9 protein-coding genes are annotated in these 18,338 nt (G+C 67.2%); 8 read left to right on the top strand and 1 reads right to left on the bottom strand.

Going from position 1 to position 18,338, the window contains the following annotated elements; translation table 11 throughout:
* From ACZ4EF_RS10780 to ACZ4EF_RS10770, 3 genes are all read left to right on the top strand, one after another.
* Positions 1-1,338, top strand: a complete 1,338-nt coding sequence (locus ACZ4EF_RS10780; protein ID WP_467503911.1) for a hypothetical protein — start codon at positions 1-3, stop codon at positions 1,336-1,338.
* A 485-nt stretch (positions 1,339-1,823) separates the two neighbouring features.
* Positions 1,824-3,233, top strand: coding sequence for a hypothetical protein (locus tag ACZ4EF_RS10775; RefSeq protein ID WP_467503909.1), 1,410 nt, complete (start codon positions 1,824-1,826; stop codon positions 3,231-3,233).
* Positions 3,230-5,020, top strand: a complete 1,791-nt coding sequence (locus tag ACZ4EF_RS10770; protein WP_467503907.1) for a phospholipase D-like domain-containing protein — start codon at positions 3,230-3,232, stop codon at positions 5,018-5,020. The genes ACZ4EF_RS10775 and ACZ4EF_RS10770 overlap by 4 nt, the downstream gene beginning before the upstream one ends.
* A gap of 880 nt (positions 5,021-5,900) precedes the next feature.
* Here ACZ4EF_RS10770 and ACZ4EF_RS10765 read toward each other — a convergent pair.
* Entirely contained in the window at positions 5,901-6,791 is an 891-nt protein-coding gene (locus tag ACZ4EF_RS10765) for a DUF429 domain-containing protein (protein ID WP_467503905.1), read from the bottom strand.
* A gap of 226 nt (positions 6,792-7,017) precedes the next feature.
* Between ACZ4EF_RS10765 and ACZ4EF_RS10760 the strand changes: the two genes are divergently transcribed.
* From ACZ4EF_RS10760 to ACZ4EF_RS10740, 5 genes are all read left to right on the top strand, one after another.
* The gene (locus tag ACZ4EF_RS10760) at positions 7,018-7,278 is read left to right on the top strand and encodes a DUF397 domain-containing protein (protein ID WP_467503903.1); all 261 of its coding nucleotides are present in this window, start codon (positions 7,018-7,020) and stop codon (positions 7,276-7,278) included.
* Positions 7,279-7,426: 148 nt separating this feature from the next.
* Positions 7,427-9,148, top strand: a complete 1,722-nt coding sequence (locus ACZ4EF_RS10755) for an N-6 DNA methylase (RefSeq protein WP_467503901.1) — start codon at positions 7,427-7,429, stop codon at positions 9,146-9,148.
* 59 nt (positions 9,149-9,207) lie between these two features.
* Entirely contained in the window at positions 9,208-10,311 is a 1,104-nt protein-coding gene (locus ACZ4EF_RS10750) for a serine/threonine-protein kinase (protein ID WP_467503899.1), read from the top strand.
* Positions 10,312-10,394: 83 nt separating this feature from the next.
* Positions 10,395-13,376: a helicase-related protein gene (locus ACZ4EF_RS10745; protein ID WP_467503897.1), complete on the top strand. Its 2,982-nt coding sequence runs from the start codon at positions 10,395-10,397 to the stop codon at positions 13,374-13,376.
* 4 nt (positions 13,377-13,380) lie between these two features.
* Entirely contained in the window at positions 13,381-18,333 is a 4,953-nt protein-coding gene (locus ACZ4EF_RS10740; RefSeq protein WP_467503895.1) for an Eco57I restriction-modification methylase domain-containing protein, read from the top strand.
* The last annotated feature ends 5 nt before the right edge of the window (positions 18,334-18,338 follow it).

Genomic DNA, 18,338 nt, shown 5'->3' with positions numbered 1-18,338 from the left:
ATGGCGAGCGCCAAGGCACTCGTGCGAGTGCTTGACCATGGAAAGGAAGTCGAGTCTGGAGTCCGCCGTCCGATTCGTCTGACTCCCGATGGATATGCGGGCGTCGCGTATGCGGGCTCCGTCTACCCACTCCGGCAGGGCGATGTCGTCGACCTGGGCGGATCGAGCTGGGAACTCGCGGACTGCGATCGTTTTCTGTTCGCCGGAGCAGAGGTTCCGTACGCTCCCATTGCCGGTGAATCGCTCGAGGCGACCGGCGGTTTCGACGTCGAGTGGCACCTCGAAACCAACCGGTACGGGCATTACGTCGTCTTCAACGCGTCCGAGCGCATTGCCAGCAGCTTGGTGTCAGCGCTTGAGCACGCAGATCTCAACGTCCAGCGCTGGGACGTCAGCCATCGTCCAGCAGATGACGGCAATTTCTACGACTGGTTCGCGCGCCTTCGGTTCAAGGGCAGTCAGGCCGAAGCACTTGCGCTCGTCGGGGCTGTCATCACACCGCCGTCGTCTCTCACGTCGGCGGTGCCAGTCGCGGACCCTACTACCGCTCGACTCGCTGATGCCGAGGCGCGGATCGAGGAACTGCTCAACCAGCTCTATGTCGCGACACGCAAGGGCGAGGCGGATGAACGTGAGCTCGCGCAGCTCCGTCATGATCTCGCCAATGCCGAAGCGAGCGAGCATCGATACCGAGAATCGGTTGCCCTCGCAGAACGCCATCATTCAGATCAGCAAGAGCAACTCGCTGTGCTCCGAGAGGGCCTGGGAGGTATGGCTGACACGGCGGGACTGATGAAAAGCCTCGCGGACGCCGAGGAACTGCGAGAACTCGCTCTTGCCGAGAACTCCCTCCTGCTGGAGCGTGTGCGAGCGGCCGACTCGGAAGCCGCAGAATTCGGAGCGCGCGCTGACGACCTGGCGGCGCAGGTAGACGCTCTCCTTGGGAGAGTGGCGGAACTTCAGGCGCTGGAGACTGAGCGACTTCGTGCCGCGATCGCGCAACGGCCCCGGCGAGGGGGTGTCATTGAGTTCCTGCCTCAGGTGTTCAACCGCCTCAAGTTCGTTCTCGATGCAGTCGATGTGATCGCCAACCTCGATTCGCCAGCTTCCACGATGAAAGCACTTGCTGAGATCGACTCTGGGCGCCCTATCGGGAAGGAACTTTCAGGAATGCGTGGCTGGTTTGAGGTGACGCAATTGGCGACGGGCCTCACGGGAAGCGAGCGATTTGGCCGCATCTACTACAAGCTGGACGGCCAAAGATTACTTGTCAGTGTGCACATCGAACAGGACGAAGCACATCAGAGACATCACATCGAGAGGTTGCGAGCCTTCTGACCTCGGTTACCGGCGCCTGAGGGCAGCCTCGGTGTCGGGCTGTTCGCGACGCAGTTTCTTGGCGTCGAGCTTGGGAACTTGCAGCCGCCCTGCTACGGAGGGCATGGCGGAGTCCATTGATGTGCTGTCCGTCATCGTTCCCCATGGGTTGGTACCTCGGTGCCTGCCCAGCACCCCACTCAACCGGGGAGTTACCGAAAGCAGGGCGGCCTTGAGGGTGGATCGGGCGCGTCCTGGCAACTTTCCAGAGTCCAGTCGACCGTACTGGCCTCTCGTCCGAAATCAACACTTATCCTGAAGCAGGGTCAGATATTTTCTGCCGATGCAGCGCTCCGGCAGCCGACAAAGGGTGGCAAGTGACAGCGGATGTCCGTGGGCCGGCATGGGCACTCGAGGGATTGGGCGTGCGGTCCGGGCGCTACCCCTTGGCGGTGGAAGGCCCGGTGATGCGGGCGGTGGACCGGTTGGTTCCTGGAGTGTCCACGGTGACCCGCTACATCCGTTACCACTCGCTGTATGCGGCGATCGCGGCGCACGCGGAACGGAACGCGTGGGACATCAGCGCGTGCCGCCGGGCGGTCCGCCGCAGCGAGGTCCTGCTGGCGGCGCTCCAGCACCACACAGAGGCAGATCCGGCGTGGCTTGCCCACGGGGTCGATCGGGTGCGGCGTTTCTGCACAGAGGAACTGGAACTCACGCGAGCCGCCGACGAGGAGCAGCTGAGCCAGTCATACTCTCCGCGCCGCTGGGGCTTTTGGGACCAGTACGGCGGACCTGCCACGGTGCTCGGCACCGTGGACGTCCGGGACGGAGTGCTCAGACCTGGCCGGCACCCGTGCCCTCCCGCGGTCAAGGAGCTCTTCGCCCCTCTGCTGTCTCTCGCGGAGCGGGATGTCGTGTCCTTCGCCGGCCTGGAGACAGCGGGGCAGGCGGCTCTTGGTGTCCCGTGTCCGCCCGAGCGGGAATGGCTGACGGACGTGTTGACCGCAACTCGCGGTGGAGGAACCCACGTGCAGGGGGACTGGGAGGCGTCCGACCGCACTCGGCACGCGACCCTCCGTATCCTCGGCCGGGCGATCGATCTTCACGGTCATGAGGGCGGCGGGTATCAGGAGACGCTGCGCTCCGCGGTGGCCTTCGGTGACGAGGCGACAACGGATTCCGTTCTGGCGGCGATTCCCCAGACGGCCGGTTGGCGGGGAGTGCTGCTGCGCCATTACTCCGTCGGCGCCTGGCGTCGGCTGTGGGCGGCACTGGTGGCCGGTGTCGGCTCCAAGGATGGCGAGGCCGACCGGTCGGCCGAGGAACTACGCGACTGGCTGGCGCAACAGGCCCCGGATGCGAATGTACGGCGCGTCCTGGACGACCTGCCTCCGCTCAAGAACGCGGCAGGTCAGTTGTTGCCTGTCGAACGGCAACTCCTGACGCAGGGCGCCGATGCCCCGATGACCTACGTGCTGCTCCTGGTGGTGGGTGCGCTGCGCTCCCGAGAGGGTCATCTGCCAGACGACGTACGGGCCGTCTTCCTGGGCCGACAGCGGCGCTGGGCAGAGTTCCTCGACCCGACGTGGGTCGACGGCCTCATCAACGACTACGCCGACCGGCCGGTCCGCGACCTGGCCGCCCGGCTGGTGGACGACATGCTCGCCCAGTCCCGCAGAGTCGCCCTCGCGAAGCTGCGCACCGACCCCGCGACCGGCGGGTTGAAGATCTTCTCCCGTCTGCACCTTCGCAACGAGCGTTATTTCAAGACCGGTGACGAAGGAGACTCCGACATCGGCACCCGCATCCCCCAACTGGGCTCTCTGGCAGAGCAGCTGGGGCTTTTCGCCGTCCGCGACAACTGCCACACCGTCACCGCGCAGGGACGGCGAATCCTGGAGACAAACCCATGAGCGCGGCACAGCACACCCGGTTCGCATCCCCCGTCACGCTACTGAGGGAGTGGAGCGAACGCAGCGATCAGCACGCGCTGCACGAAGCACTCTTCCTGGGTTTCACAGTGGATCTTCCCTTCCTGGAGAAGGTCGCCATACCCGTCGCCCGTGGTCTGGGTGCCCGCACCGCGGTGATCGGTGATGCGGCCCAAGGGCTGTACGACCCTGTCGATGTGCGTATGGCCGGACGCAGTTATCTGCACGGCCTGGCCTCCTGCCGGCGTGCGTTCCACCCCAAGGTCGTCCTTCTGATCGGGGAACACGCCTGCCGGCTCGCAGTGGGTTCGGGGAACCCGACGCTGTCCGGCTGGGGCGCCAACGACGAACTGTGGACGGTGGTGGAGACCGAGGACGACGACTCCCACGCGCTCCTGGCCGACCTCGCTGACTGGTTGGACGCACTGCCCTCCGCCGTGGGACTGGCCCCTTGGTCGGCGATTCATCTGGCGGAACTGGCTGCTCTTCTGACCGAACGGCATGTCAACGCCCCGGCCGGACCGGCTTCAGGTGCCCGGCTTCTGCACAACCTCCAGGAGAGTCTGCTGGACCAACTGCCGCTCGGTCCTGTCGACGAACTGCACGCGTACGCCCCGTTCGTCGACGAGGCCGGTCATGCCCTCAGCGGGCTGGTCGGCCGTCTGACACCCCGCCGCACCGTCCTCGGGCTCCAGCCTCGCTGGTCCAGCTACGACGCCGGAGCGATCAAGAGGGCACTCGGCGGATTCGACGCGCAGATCCGTTTTCTCGAGGAGACTCGGATGCGGCACGGCAAACTCGTCGAGTGGCAGGTCGGCGGCCGCCGATACGCTCTCACCGGGAGCCCGAATCTCACCCGCGCCGCGCTGTGCACCAGCACCCGGGGCGGCGGCAACTGCGAGCTCGCCGTACTCGCCGCCGACACCGCGCCGCTGCTTCCCGAACAGGGGCGCATCACCCAACTCGCGAGCCTGACGGGCCGCACCGTCCGGCCCTTCCTGTCCACCGGTCACACGCTCGTCCTGCTGGGCGCAAAGACGGACAGCGAAGGCCTGCATGTCTCTCTGGCGCACCCCCAGCCCGTGCCCGTGGGGATCAGCACGTCTCCGGACGGTTCACCGGGTTCCTGGGCGCAGACCGGAACCATTCCGGCGGGGGCGTCGGCCTGTTCCTTCCCGCTGCCCGAGGTTCCTGGTGCGGCGGTTCGCGCCACGTGCGCCCGTCCTGACGGCACCACCGCCGAATCCGCCGTCGTCTTCGTCTACAGCCCCGTGCACTGCGCACGGCGCCACAGCGCCGACAGCGGTCCCCGACTGAGATACGACTACACGGCGCAGACCCTGTTCGCCGACGAGCGTGCCGCACGCCGTTTCGAAACCGATCTGCTGCGCCTGCGCGAGCTCACCGCTGGAACGTCCGCTCTCCGGATGAGCCCGGCGGGAGACACGACAACGGGCTCGGTGACATCGAGCGGCGTTGACCGCTGGGACGCCTACCTCGCCGACTGCCGCCTGATGATCGGGGCGCCGTTGACAGATCTGGCGTTCGGCACCTTGCCGCTGGACCTGCCGCAGGCACCATCGTCGCGGTGGATGGTGTCGGCCGTCATCCTTGGCGTGCGGGAGGAGGACGATGAAGAACGAGGACGAGGCGGAGGAGGTGGATCTGACCACCACGAGCGAGCCGCTCGTCCCGTACGTCGCGCCGGAGCAGCGTGCCCGTTGTCGCGCCTGGGTCCAGCGTTGGGTCGCGGCGCTCACGGGGCCTGACGGTTCAGCCGCAGCACCGGTTCCGGTACGGCTGCTCGTGGCCAACCTGTACGTCCAGCTCCTGGCCGCCGGAGTCTGGGACGAGCAGGACCAGAGCTGGCGCGGCGGACTCAGCCGCCTCCTCGAAGCACTCCGTTCCGAAGATCTGGCGGGCGAGGCGGACCACGATGCTCCGCCCGAGACCCGGCGACGGCTGGACGCTGTGGCGGCCGTGGTGATGACACTGCTCGTCCAGGACGCCACGCTCTCCGGCGGCTGTGAACACGACGTACTCGCCGCCCGTGCCTGGCACGGCAGCAAGGCGATGATCGCGCGCGCCGAGCCCGCCGAAGCGGAGGACCTGATGATCCCGCCGGAACGGGCGCTCGCCCGCGTCGCGCCCTGGAGCGAGGTGGACAGACTCATCGCTCTGGCGCAGGAAGACGACCCCTACGCGGAGGCGATCGAGGGGCTCACCGCAGCCGGCTGGTCGGTAGTGCGCGAGGACGGGCTCTGGGAGATCACGGGCTCCTTCGGCAATCCGCTTCCGGTTGTGGCCAAGGCCGCCGAACGACTCGGGCGGCACCACGCCGACGGCGTGCTTGTACGAGCCCGCAGCAAAAACCGCTGGGCCTTCATGGCGTGGGCAGACCCCTACCTGGTCCTGCTCAATCCCCCGGCACGCGTCTGGCGCACCTCCCAGGTACGAATCCCTGCCACGCCGGAATCACGGTTCAGCGGCGGCGACCTTTCCGCGGTACCCGGTCGCGTCGGTTCCCCAGCCCCGCTGCAGAAGGGCCCGCCGGAAGCTCTCAGGAAGATTCTCGCCGAAGCAGGTCTCACCTACCCGGAGTTGGTCAGTCGCCTGTTCACACTCGACACGTGACGGGGAAAATAGCGATCAGCGCCCTGACGCCACCGGCGACAGCCCGCTGAGCGGCTGAGTTCCCTCGCTTCGCCTCGTCTCACCGTCACGCCGCTGCTCAAGACGGGCAGGCGCGATGATGGTGGGAGCCTGTCCCGGAGGCAGGGAGCTGTCCGCTCCGAGCACTTGGCAGCGCGCCAGTCCGTGCCGGTACCACAGTGCGGCCGTCCACGCACAGAGCAGTGCGTCGATGAGGTCCTCTCGGTGCTTGTAGTCAGCCGTCTTCTGAGGTGAGGGCTCGGAGAGCAGTTGGCGGGAGACCGGGTGGGAGGAGAGCAGGAGGGGCGGATCGGCGCTGGCCAGACCTGCCATGTGCCCGATCAGCCTGTCGCACTCCGCCCCCCGTACCGCCCGCCACTGTGCCGTCGGAACTCGTGCCGGTCGGCGCTTGTACGTGGGGCGTTCCTGGTCGTACCCAAGTTCGGCGGCCCCGACCAGGGTCGTGTACGGATAGCACTCGGAGAAGACCGGGCCGCCGGTCGGCGGCCCGCCCCTGCCATCATCGTAGGACCAGCCCGACTCCTCCAGTCGTTCCCGCAGCAGCACTCCGGCCTGTCGGGGAGAGCTCTGATTGGTACTGTTCGCGCTCACCTTCCAACGGCCGTACCGCCGACCGACCTCCCGCTCACAGGCCCGCTGGCCGGCTGGGTTGTCGACGACCAGCGGTGCGTCGACGAATGCCAGGGTCGATCCATCGACGGCTGTCCTGGCCAGCCACGACATCGTCTCATCGAGGCCGCGGGTCCAGCCGCATTCGATCACGACGCCGTGTCCGTCGATGGCGGCCACGCCTGTTTCATTGGGCTTGGTGCGGGCTCCGCTCTGCGCCCAGGCGAGGTCGATGCCTATGAACCGTTCGATCCGCATGCGTTCGTAGTACCAGAGAACCGGCTACCGGTGAGGCGCGCTCCCGGATCACCGACCTCTACGGGGACATGCGCCGGGAGCAGGGGGAGTTCCGAGCGTCGGAGCGCGGGACCATGCGTCCGGAGAAGCCCGGACAGGTTGCCGGAGGTGGCGGGCATGGCGGAGCAGGACGGGTCCGCGCACTCGCCGCACGCTATGGGATCATCCGTGCGCAGGACCTCACCCCGTGCGAGTCGCTGGCCCACATCGAGAAGTCGCTGGGGCAGCTGTGCACACCCGAAGGATCACTGCCGTCGCTCAGGATCTGTGGTGGTTCAAGAGCAGTTACAGCGGCGCGGAGGGGGGGCAGTGCGTGGAGGTGGCGGCTTCGCAACGGACCGTCCACGTCCGAGACTCAAGGTTGGCCCCCAGCCTCGCACTCACCATGGACCGTACCGCATGGGCGGCCTTCATCGGCTTCGCCGCGTCCCACAGCAACGAGGGTTGACCTTCTCACTCGCCGGCTGACCGTTTGTCCCCTTGAGGTGCGGTTCCTTGCTGCTTGGTTTCCGAAATGGGCAGGAATATCACCGCACTGTTAGCAGTGTTAACGCAGGCATCTTGTCTATTTCCTTTGGGATGTGTACGATTTCGTCATGGCCCCCGACGAATCCGCCCCCGCGGCGGTCGTCACGGCTGCCGAGATCGCCCGCCTCGCCGGGGTGACCCGTGCCGCCGTCTCCAACTGGCGCCGCCGCCACCCCGACTTCCCACGCCCCGCCGCCGGCACCGCGACCAGCCCCCTCTTCGCGCTCACGGAAGTCCAGCAGTGGTTGGACCGACAGGGCAAGGGCCGGGAAGTCTCGGCTGAGGTCGACCTGTGGCACGAACTGCGCGCTCAGTACGGTGACGACCTGCTCACCGCACTCCGCGCGGTCGGCGCGCAGTTGCTCGGAACCGCCGTCGAGCAGCCGCTGGCCGAGCCCGCCGCGGCTGCCCTCGCCGCCTTGTCCGCAGAGCGTGGCGCACACGCCCTCTACGCCGACCTTGTCGAGCGCTGTATCGCCTCCACCACCCGCAGCGGCGGTGAGCCGATGACCACCATCGCGCTGGAGCGGATCGTCGCGGCGTTCGCCGGGCCGGCCGACGATGCAGCCGGAGCATCGGACCGCACCATCGGCACGGTCTACGACCCGGCGTGCGGCATCGGGACACTGCTGCTCACCGCCGTCCCGGGTGCCCACCGGTACGGCCAGGAACTCAATCCGGCGACCGCCGCCATTGCCGAGTTCCGAGCCCGTCTCGACGGCAGGGCGGCCACCGTGGCCTGCGGAGACTCGCTGCGCAAAGACGCCTTCCCCGACCTCCGCGCCGATCTGGTCGTCTGTGATCCCCCGGTGGGCGTGGCCGACTGGGGGCGGGACGACCTGCTGCTCGACCCCCGCTGGGAGCTGGGCGTACCCCCGCGCTCGGAGAGCGAACTCGCCTGGGTCCAGCACTGCTACGCCCACACCGCCCCCGGCGGCCGCGCGCTGCTGGTGCTGCCCTCGTCCGTCGCCTACCGCAAGGCCGGTCGCCGGATCCGGGCCGACCTGGTCCGCCGAGGACTGCTGGCCTCCGTGGTGGCCCTGCCGCCCGGTTTGATGTCCAGCCACTCGCAGCCTGTGCACCTGTGGATCCTGCGGCGACCGGACCAGAGCGACCCCGCCCCGGCGCACATCCGCATGATCGACCTGAGCACCGCCGACCCGGACGGCATCGGCATGAAGGACTGCGCGCCGCCGCCGGAGCAGATCGCGGACGTTCCGCCCGTCGACATCCTGGACGACGACGTCGACCTGAGCCCCGGCCGCTACGTCACCCCCCATCACGGCGACTACCCCGTCGAGTACGCTGCCCAGCGCGACCGCATCCGCAGCCTCGCCAGGGACCTGCTCGACCTGCTCCCCGAGCTCCCTGCCGGCCCCGGCCGCATCGAGGCCGCGCCGATGGGACTCGGCGATCTCGTCCGGGGCGGTCTGGTCGACCTGGACGGCACCGAGCCGACCTCCCGGACCGGCCAGCTCGACACCGACTACCTGCGCGGTTTTCTGCGCAGCGCCGCCAACGCCCGCCGCAGCACCACCGCCAGTGGCACCCTCCGCCTGAACGCCTCGGGTGCGCAGGTTCCGCAGATGGACATCGGGCGCCAGCGGGAGTACGGCGAGGCCTTCCGGCGCCTGGCCGCCTTCGAGGAGCTGCTGCGCGAGGCCGCCGCCATCGGCGACCGGGTCGGCGCGCTCGCGCACGACGGGCTGACCAAGGGCGCCTTGCTGCCGCCGTCGGCCACCAGTGCCTCGTCGGGGAAGAGCGAGTCCCAGGAGGCGCAGGACCAGTGAGCCGACCCGCTGATAGCCTCGCTCTCGTCCAGCCAGATCAGGACAGTACGGGGGCAAAGGTGCTACAGCCGCTCAGAGCGGGCGACCCGACGACGGTCGGGAACTTCCGACTGGTCGGCCGACTGGGGCAGGGCGCGATGGGTGTCGTGTACCTGGGCTACCGTTCGACCCGCCCGGTCGCGGTGAAGGTTGTCAGACCGCAGCTCGCGGAGGACGAGTACTTCCGCAAGCGCTTCGCCCTGGAACTGGAGGCGATCCGCCGCGTCGGCGGCTTCCACACCGCCGCTCTGGTGGACGCCGACCCGCAAGCGCCGGCGCCGTGGATCGCGACCCAGTACATCAACGCACCCTCGCTGCTGGAGCTGGTGGAGCACCACGGCCCGGTCAGCGAGCTGGGTGCGTGGTGGCTGGCAGCGGGTCTCGCGGACGCCCTGATGCACATCCACTCAGTCCGTTTACTGCACCGGGACCTCAAGCCCGGCAACGTCCTGGTCGCAACGGACGGCGTCCGGGTCATAGATTTCGGAATCTCCCACGTCAGCGGCGGCACCGGCCTGACCACGGCGAGCGCGGCCCTCGGCACCCTCTCCTACATGGCACCGGAACAGGCGGCGGACTCCCGGAAGGCCAGCGAGGCGTCGGACGTCTACAGCCTCGGCGCGACGCTGGCGCACGCGGCGACCGGCCACGTCCCCTTCTACACGCAGATGCCGGCACAGCGGACGCTAGACATCCAGCCCGACCTGACCGGCCTCCCGCCCGCGCTGCTCGACCTGGTCACCCACACTCTGGCCTTCGACGCCGAGGACCGGCCGACGGCACAGAACGTGCTGGAGGAGGCGATGGGACGCCTGCTCGACTTCGGCGTGCCGACGGAGGCGCAGGCGTACCCGCCGCTGCCGGAGGCGTTCCTCGCGGCGGTGCTGGAGCGGCAGGCCACATCGGTCGAGGCACCGGATGCCGTAGCGGATCCCGATGCCGCGGTGGACACCGAGCCGGGCGGCGTTGCGGACATCGCCCCCGAGCTAGTGCCCGAGGCCGCGCCGTTCCCCAGGCCCGCGGAGCCGCTCGACCCCGGGCCCCGGCCGGATGCCAGGCCGGACCGCTGGGCCGCACGATGGCGCAGCCGTATCGAGGACCGCCGCGGCGACTACGGCGGCTGACCCCGTCAAACCCGCGCACAGACCACAACCGCACAGTGCTTGAACGGCACAGCCGCAGAGCAGCAATCGAAGGAGACCCGCCGATGACCACCGTCGCCGACAGTGCGTCAGGCAACGTCCCGGGCGATGCGTCCGGTGGCGTCCGGTTCGCCGCCGGGATGCAGGTCCGCGCCCGCGACGAGGACTGGCTGGTCGTGGAGGCCGCCGAGACAGGCAAGGACGGCACCCGCCTGGACGTACGGGGCATCTCGCCCCTGGTCCGCGACCAGCGGGCGGTCTTCTTCGCGCACGAAAGCCTCGACCAGGTGACCCCGCTGCGTCCCGAGGACACCGAGCTCGTCCCCGACGACTCCCCCGAGTGCCGCCGTTCACGCCTGTTCATCGACGCGTTGATCCGCAAGACTCCGCTGCCTCTCTCCGAACAGCGCCTCGCCACCGTGGGCACCCACCTCGTCGACGACCTCGCCTACCAGCGCGAACCCGCCAAGGCCGCCCTGCGCGCCCTGCGCCCCCGACTGCTGATCGCGGACGCGGTCGGCCTCGGCAAGACGCTTGAGGTCGGGCTGCTGCTGTCCGAACTGATCAGGCGCGGACGCGGTGAGCGCATCCTGGTGGTGACGCCGAAGCACATCCTGGAACAATTCCAGCACGAGCTGTGGACGCGCTTCGCGATCCCGGTGGTGCGGCTGGACTCGGCCGGCATCGAGCGGATCAAGAACGACATCCCCGCCGGCCGCAACCCTTTCTCCTACTACAAGCGGGCGATCATCTCGATCGACACCCTGCGGTCCGACCGCTGGCGCAGCCATCTCATGCAGGTCACCTGGGACGCCGTCGTCATCGACGAGTCACACAAGCTGATCAACACCGGGACGAAGAACAACCGCCTCGCGCAGCTCCTCGCGCCGAAAACCGACGCCCTGATCCTGGCCAGCGCCACACCGCACAACGGCCAGCGGGAGTCCTTCGGCGAGCTGCTGAGCCTGCTCGACCCGACGGCGATCCCCAACACCAGCGACTACGACGAGACGCAGCTCGAGCACCTCTACATCCGGCGCCACAAGATGTCCCCCGACGTCTCGGCCGAGATCGGCCACATGTGGGCCACCCGCAAGCCGCCCGTCGCCATCGACTGCACGGCGACCCGGGCCGAGCAGCGGGTCTTCGACGAGCTGTACGACGTCTGGATCAACCCGAAGGACGGCCGCACGGCCCCTGTCTCCGGCAAGGGCGCCCGGCTCTTCCCCTACACCCTGCTGAAGTCCTTTCTCTCCTCCCACTCCGCGCTCGTCGAAACGGTCGACAACAGGATCGACAGCATCGACCGGAGCACCAACCCGCAAGAACGCCAGGCCGAACGCGACGCGCTGGTCAACCTCGGCACCATCGCCGAAGCCATAGACATCGAGGACGCCGCCAAGTTCCGGCAGCTGGTGAAGGTCCTCAAGAAGGAGATCAAGGTAGGCCCCGGGTCCGACACCCGCGTCGTGATCTTCTCCGAGCGCCGCGCCACCCTCCAGATACTGCAGGACACCCTGCCGTCGGCCCTCGGTTTTGCCCCCAGCCGGGGAAAGACCAGCGGCGCTGTCCGCCAACTCCACGGCGGCCTCTCCGACGATGAACAGCAGCGCACCGTCAAGGACTTCGGCCTGGCGAGCAGCGATCTACGGGTCCTGCTCACCGGCGACATCGCCGCCGAGGGCGTCAACCTGCACCGCCAGTGCCACCAGATGATCCACTACGACCTGCCCTGGTCGCTGATCACCATCGAGCAGCGCAACGGCCGTATCGACCGCTACGGCCAACAGCACTGCCCTGAGATCCGCGCGCTGTTGCTGCTCACCGTCGACGAGGACCCCGACCACCCCTCGGCCGACCGAGCGGTGTCCGAGCGCCTGCTCAAGCGTGAGGACGAGGTCCACCGCACCCTCGGCGAGGCCGCCTCCATCCTCGGTCTGCGCGATGAGGACGCCGAGACGAACGCCATCATGGAACGGCTCCTGGCGAACGAGGAACCGTTCGACGCCGCCGTTCCGTCGGTCCCGCTGGACCCCTTCGAGGCGTTCCTCGCCGACCACACCCCGGACGGCGACTCGCCTGGCTACCGGGTGCCGCAACTGTTCGCCTCCACCGGCGCGTTCGTCGAAGAGGCCCTGGAGGAGGTCTACGACAACCCGGAGCAGCGCATCGGCAAGCACTGGGACGACGACCACCCCAAGATGATGGTCTTCACCCCGGACCGGGAACTCCAGCGCCGTCTGCTGGTCCTCCCCAAGTCGTACCTGGACGAGCGTCAGGTCCTGGACCAGCTCCGGGTCACCTTCGACAAGCAGTTCGGCCAGGACCGGCTGGACCGCGCCCGTGAGCGCAGCGGCAACCGTGCCAAGGGCGCGATCACCAAGCAGCAGCGCACCGAGACCTCCGGCTGGCCCGACGTCAGCTACCTCACGGACCAGCACCCGGTGGTGGAGTGGCTCACCGACAAGGTTCTCGTCAGACTCACCCGCAACACCGCCCCGATCATCACGGCGGACGTCGCCGAACCGCTGTTCCTCACCCAGGGCATGTACTCCAACGCCAAGGGCCACCCGACCGTCCTGGCCTGGACGTGCGTGACGGGCTTGGCGAGCGGCACACCCACCTTCGACGACGATTTGGTGGGCGTACTTGAGCGAGCCGGGGTCAAGCCGGGAATGCTCAACCGCCCCTTCACCGGGGACAGGATTGCCCTCCAGGCACTGGTCCCGGCGGCGGTTCGGGCGAGCCGCGAGCACATCGGCGGGCTGCGCGACGAGCAGGAAACCCCGCTGGTGGAGCAACTCGTCGAGTATGAAAAGCGGTTGGAAGCTTGGCGGAAGGCCAGCCTGTCGACGTTCGAGCAACTGAGCTTCAGCGGCATGCGGCGGAAGCACGAGGAGACGCGCGTGCAGAAGACCGCGGTGGAGGTCGAGCAGCTCATCGAGCAGCTGGCCACACAGGGCGAGGCGATGGTGCGGGTGATCGGAGTCCTGGCGCCACCCGCGCCCGCCGGCGGCAACGCGATTCAGCAGCAGAGGGGCGCGTGACACCGTGGCATTCGAAGCGATCACCAACCGCGGTGAGTACATCTCCGCCCATTACCTCGCCGAGCTGTTCGCCAAGGACCTCACCGAGCTGCGCAAGCGCTGGACCTCCGCCGACCGGGCGGGCGCTCCGTCGACCCGATCGGGCGTGAAGGGCCTGCGGCGGGAGTACTTCAAGGCCAAGGTCCGCATCACCGAGAACAAGGCCTTCGACGGTCCCGAGGTACGGGAGCTCAACGACCGCTTGTTGGCGGCGCTGGCGTATGTCGAACCGGAGCCCGAGGGCGAGGACGCTGAGCCCGCCGCTCCGGAGCCCGCGGGTTCCACCCACACCCGACTCCGCCGTGGCGACTTCGGCGTGATGCAGGGCGACAAGGAACGGTCAGTGCCGGTTGCGCTTGCCGTCACGGGCCCCGGCGGCCTGGAACTCGTCGCCCTGGACGTCACCTGGGAGGTGGACGGCGAACTCGTCGTCGCGGACGTCGAGGACGGCGGCGCGCAGCTCCTCGACCCGATCCAGCTCGACGGCAAGCAACTCATCACGGGCGCGGCCGACGCCGTCGCCTTCCTCTTCGGCTGCGAAGACGGTTACGCCCCGCGCTACGTCCTGCTGCTCGCGGGTGGCGTGGTACTTCTCGCCGACCGCACTGCCTGGCACGAGGGCCGGTTCCTCGCAGTGAGCGTCGACGAGGCCCTGGACCGCAACCTCAGCGCGGACGGCGAGGAACTGGAAGCGGTGGCCGCGCTGTTCGGCGCGGAGTCGCTGCTGACGGAGGGGGGTGTCGCCGGGTACCTGGACGGGCTGGTCGACAAGGGCCGCAAGCACGCGGTGGGCGTCTCGAAGGAGCTGCGGGAAGGGCTGCGGCAGTCGGTCGAGCTCATCGCCCAGGAGATCCTGGACCGGCTCAAGGAGGGCGGCGCCGATCCGGCGGAGCTGGGCGACGCTGCCGACCTCGCGAGTCGGCTCACCCGGGAGTCGCTGCGGTACCTGTACCGGATCCTGTTCCTGCTGTACGCGGAGGCCCGGCCCGAACTCGGCATCCTGCCCAGCAAGGACGACGCCTACCAGGACGGCTACGGCCTGGCCCGGCTCGGCGAACTGGTCTCCTACGATCTTCCGGAGGAGGCTCAGGACGGCACGCACTTCGCCGATTCACTGAATCTACTCTTCCGGCTGGTCGACCAGGGCCACCGCCCTCTGGGCGCGGACGCGGCGCCGACCGAGGACGGAGTGACCGTCCTTGACGCGGACGGCCTGCGCTTCGAGGCCCTGCGCAGCGACCTGTTCAAGGCCGACGCGACCCCGCTGATCGGCTCGGTGTCGGTCGAGGGCGAGCGCATCGACACGCGGTTGCGGAACAAGGTGCTGTGGCGGGTGCTCAACCTGCTCATGCTCACCCAGGGGCGCCGCAGCGGGCGCGGCAAGGCTGGGGGAGGCACGGGCAAGGGCTTCATCTCGTACGCGCAGCTGGGCATCAACCAGCTGGGCGCGGTGTACGAAGGCCTGATGTCCTACACAGGTTTCTTCGCTTGGGATGACCTGTACGAGGTTGCCAAGCCGGATTCGGATGGGCTGAGCGGAACCTGGGTCGTGCCGTTGAAGGACGCCGACAACTACGACGAGGACGTCTTCGTCAAACGGACGGACGAGCTGACGGGCGCAAAGAAGCGCGTCCTGCACAAGAAGGGCAGCTTCGTGTACCGCCTGTCGGGGCGGGAGCGGCAGCGGTCGGCGTCCTACTACACGCCGGAGGTGCTGACCCGCAGCACGGTCAAGCACGCGCTGGCGGAACTGCTGGACCAGGACGGTGAGACGACGCCTGCGCGGGCGATCCTTGACCTGACGGTGTGTGAGCCCGCCCTGGGCTCGGGCGCGTTCCTCAATGAGGCCATCAACCAGCTGGCTGCGGAGTACCTGAAGCGCAGGATGGCGGAGCTGGGTGGTGAACAACTGCCTCCGGACCGGTACGAGGCGGAGCTGCAGAAGGTCAAGGCGTACCTCGCCCTGCACAACTGCTACGGCGTTGACCTGAACCAGACGGCTGTCGAGCTGGCAGAGGTCTCGTTGTGGCTCAACTCGATGCACGAGGGGCTGAAGGCTCCCTGGTTCGGCTTGCACCTGCGGCGCGGCAACTCACTGATCGGCGCCCGCCGGGCGGTATATGCGGCGGAGGCACTGAAACGGAAGGCATGGCTGACAACGGCCCCGACGGACCGGCCGCTGCGGGCGGGAGCCGATGAAGGCCAGTTCCAGGCGGGCAAGGAGATCCACCACTTCCTGCTCCCGGCAAAGGGTTGGGGTGCGGTCGCTGATGCCAAGCAGGCTAAGGAGCTGGCAAAGGACGAGCGCGACGCACTGGCGAAGTGGCGAACCGCTGTCATGGCGACGCCGTCGGTAGCGCAAGGTAAGCGGCTGCTTGCGCTGGCGACCCGAGTTGAGCGGTTGTGGGAGCTGACCCGACGCCGCTTGATCGTGAGCGAGCGGGAGGTACGGCGCCAGATCGACGTATGGGAGGTCGACCCCAACCAGCCGCTGGAAAAGGCGTCAGGAGAAGTGACCCGCGAGCAAATCGAGAGCGCACTGAACGAGCCGGGCTCACCGCGCGGTCGACTGAAGCTGGTCATGGATGCTTGGTGCTCCCTGTGGTTCTGGCCGATTGGGCAGGTCAACACCCCTGCACCGCCAAGCATGGAGGAGTGGCTGTCCTTCTGCGAAGCAGTGCTGGGTGTTCCGGCCGCCAAGGCGAAGGCGAGGCCCTCCGGCCGGGTCGGTGGCGGCGCGGCCGGGCTGGATGACGAGTTCGGGCTGTTCGCCGACACCGGCGAGTTCGAGAAGCTAGCGATGGACGACGAGTTCGACCGGGTGATGAGCCAGTGCGTCGACTTGCCGTCGGTGATGGTGCGGTTCCCGTGGCTGAGTGAGGTAGATGCCATCTCGCGTCGCGAGGGGTTCTTCCACTGGGAGTTGGAGTTCACCCATGTCTTCGAGCAAGGGGGATTTGATCTCCAGGTAGGGAACCCTCCATGGGTCAAGCTCCTTTGGGATGACGATCTGTCAGTGGCCGAATACGATGCATGGTTCGGCTTGACGGAGACCTCAGCAGAAGCCATAAAGAAGGGTCGCCGGGCTCAAGTATTTCTGGAAGATAAGGCCCTTCGTGGATATTTTGCAGATTTGAGCTCTTGGGCAGGAGTGAGCGCCCACCTGGGATCCGCCATCGACCATCCAGAACTGGCCGGAATGCAGACAAACCTCTATATCAACTTCATGGAGCACACTTGGAGATGCCTGGGCAGGGGAGGTATTTCTGCCCTCATTCATGAAGAAAACCACTTCACCGTGCCCAAGGGTGGCCATTTCCGCTCCGCGACATACTCAAGGCTCCGACGTCACTTCCAGTTCGGGAACAACATTCTCCTGTTTGAGGACATCGACAATAATAAGAATTTCGGAGTGAGTATTTACGGTCAGGCTCGCCAGGTTGACTTCTTGCAAATTGCGCGCGTGGTCCATCCATCAACCGTGGACCGCTCATTCGAGCAACGCTACGAGGGCGAGCTGCCGGGCATCCAGTTCGCCGAGGGTGGCTGGGACATGCGGCCCCATAGCGACCGGATTGTTAGGGTCACCGAGGAGGTTCTTGCGGACTGGGCCCAGCTCATTGATCCCCCCGGGACGCCGGCATCCCATGCGCGCACACTGCGCCCGGTCACACTTGGAGATAACGAGTCGCTGCGGATTCTCTCGCAGTACCCGCTACGCCTCGGGAGCTTTAGGCCTTGGTCAACTCGTGGACTGGAAAGCGAGAAAGAAGAGAGAGCGGGCAACATTGAAATGAGGACCGCGACCCCTCTCTCTAGTGAAGATGTAATTCTTCAGGGCCCTCACTTCTCCGTGGCTACGCCATACGCAAAACAACCAAACATGAACTGCAAGTCAAACAAGGACTACTCAGAGTGGGACTTGCCCGACCTCTCAGAAATAATCCTCCCTCGCACCAATTATTCACGCGTTTGCTCGCGTGAAAAATTTACCGACATTCAGCGGTTGCGCGATGGGCGCCTGCCTTCGAATTACTTTCGTCTTATCTGGCGCAAGATGGTCACCTCGAATACGGAAAGGTCACTCCAAGCAGCACTTCTCCCACCTGGCCCAACTCATGTGCATACAGTTCAAGCGCTAGCCCTGGGAACGCCGCGTTTGACAGCCTCTGTCGCAGGACTCTGGGCATCGTTGCCGCTTGACTGCATGGTTAAGGTATCCGGCAAGGCCGACATTCAGATCTCATTGATTTCCCAGTTCCCTGCCCCGCTTGAGCACCCCCTTATCACTCCGCTCTTGCTTCGCACTCTTCGTCTGAACTGCCTCACCCGCGACTACGCCCCTCTCTGGGAGGAGCTATTTGAACGGGCCTGGCTCACTGACCGCTGGACGACCCAGGAACCCACCCATCTACCGATCCAGACAGTTGAGCGCACCTGGTCGATGGCTACGCCGCTCCGCACGGAGCTCGACCGCCGCATGGCGTTGGTCGAGCTCGACGCCCTGGTTGCCGTCATGCTCGGCCTAACGGCCGAGCAACTCTGCGCCATGTACCGCTCCCAGTTCGCCGTACTCCGCAAGTACGAGTGGGAGATGTTCTTCGCCCCCGACGGCCACAAGATCGGCGCGGCAACGCACAACGTCGGCATCCGTCAGACCCCCGAAGAGACCGCCTTCGTCAAAGCCTGGGCCAAGGCAGCCCGCGCAGGCGACCCCACCCCCGCTATCCCCGAAGGCTGGGTCAAACCGAACCGTGAGGCCGAAATGACCCGCGCCCACGCCGACTTCACTGCCCGCCTCCACGCCGGCGAATACGGCGACTACGCCGCCTACCTCGCCGAGCACCCCTTCACCACGCCCTCGCCCACGCTCACCGAGTCCACCGCCACGTCCACCCCCGCCCCGGAAAGCAGGTAGCACTC

Source organism: Streptomyces sp. NPDC025721 (genome assembly GCF_055558595.1).
The sequence above is the reverse complement of the archived record's forward strand: the minus strand, read 5'-3'. Positions and strand labels throughout refer to the sequence as shown.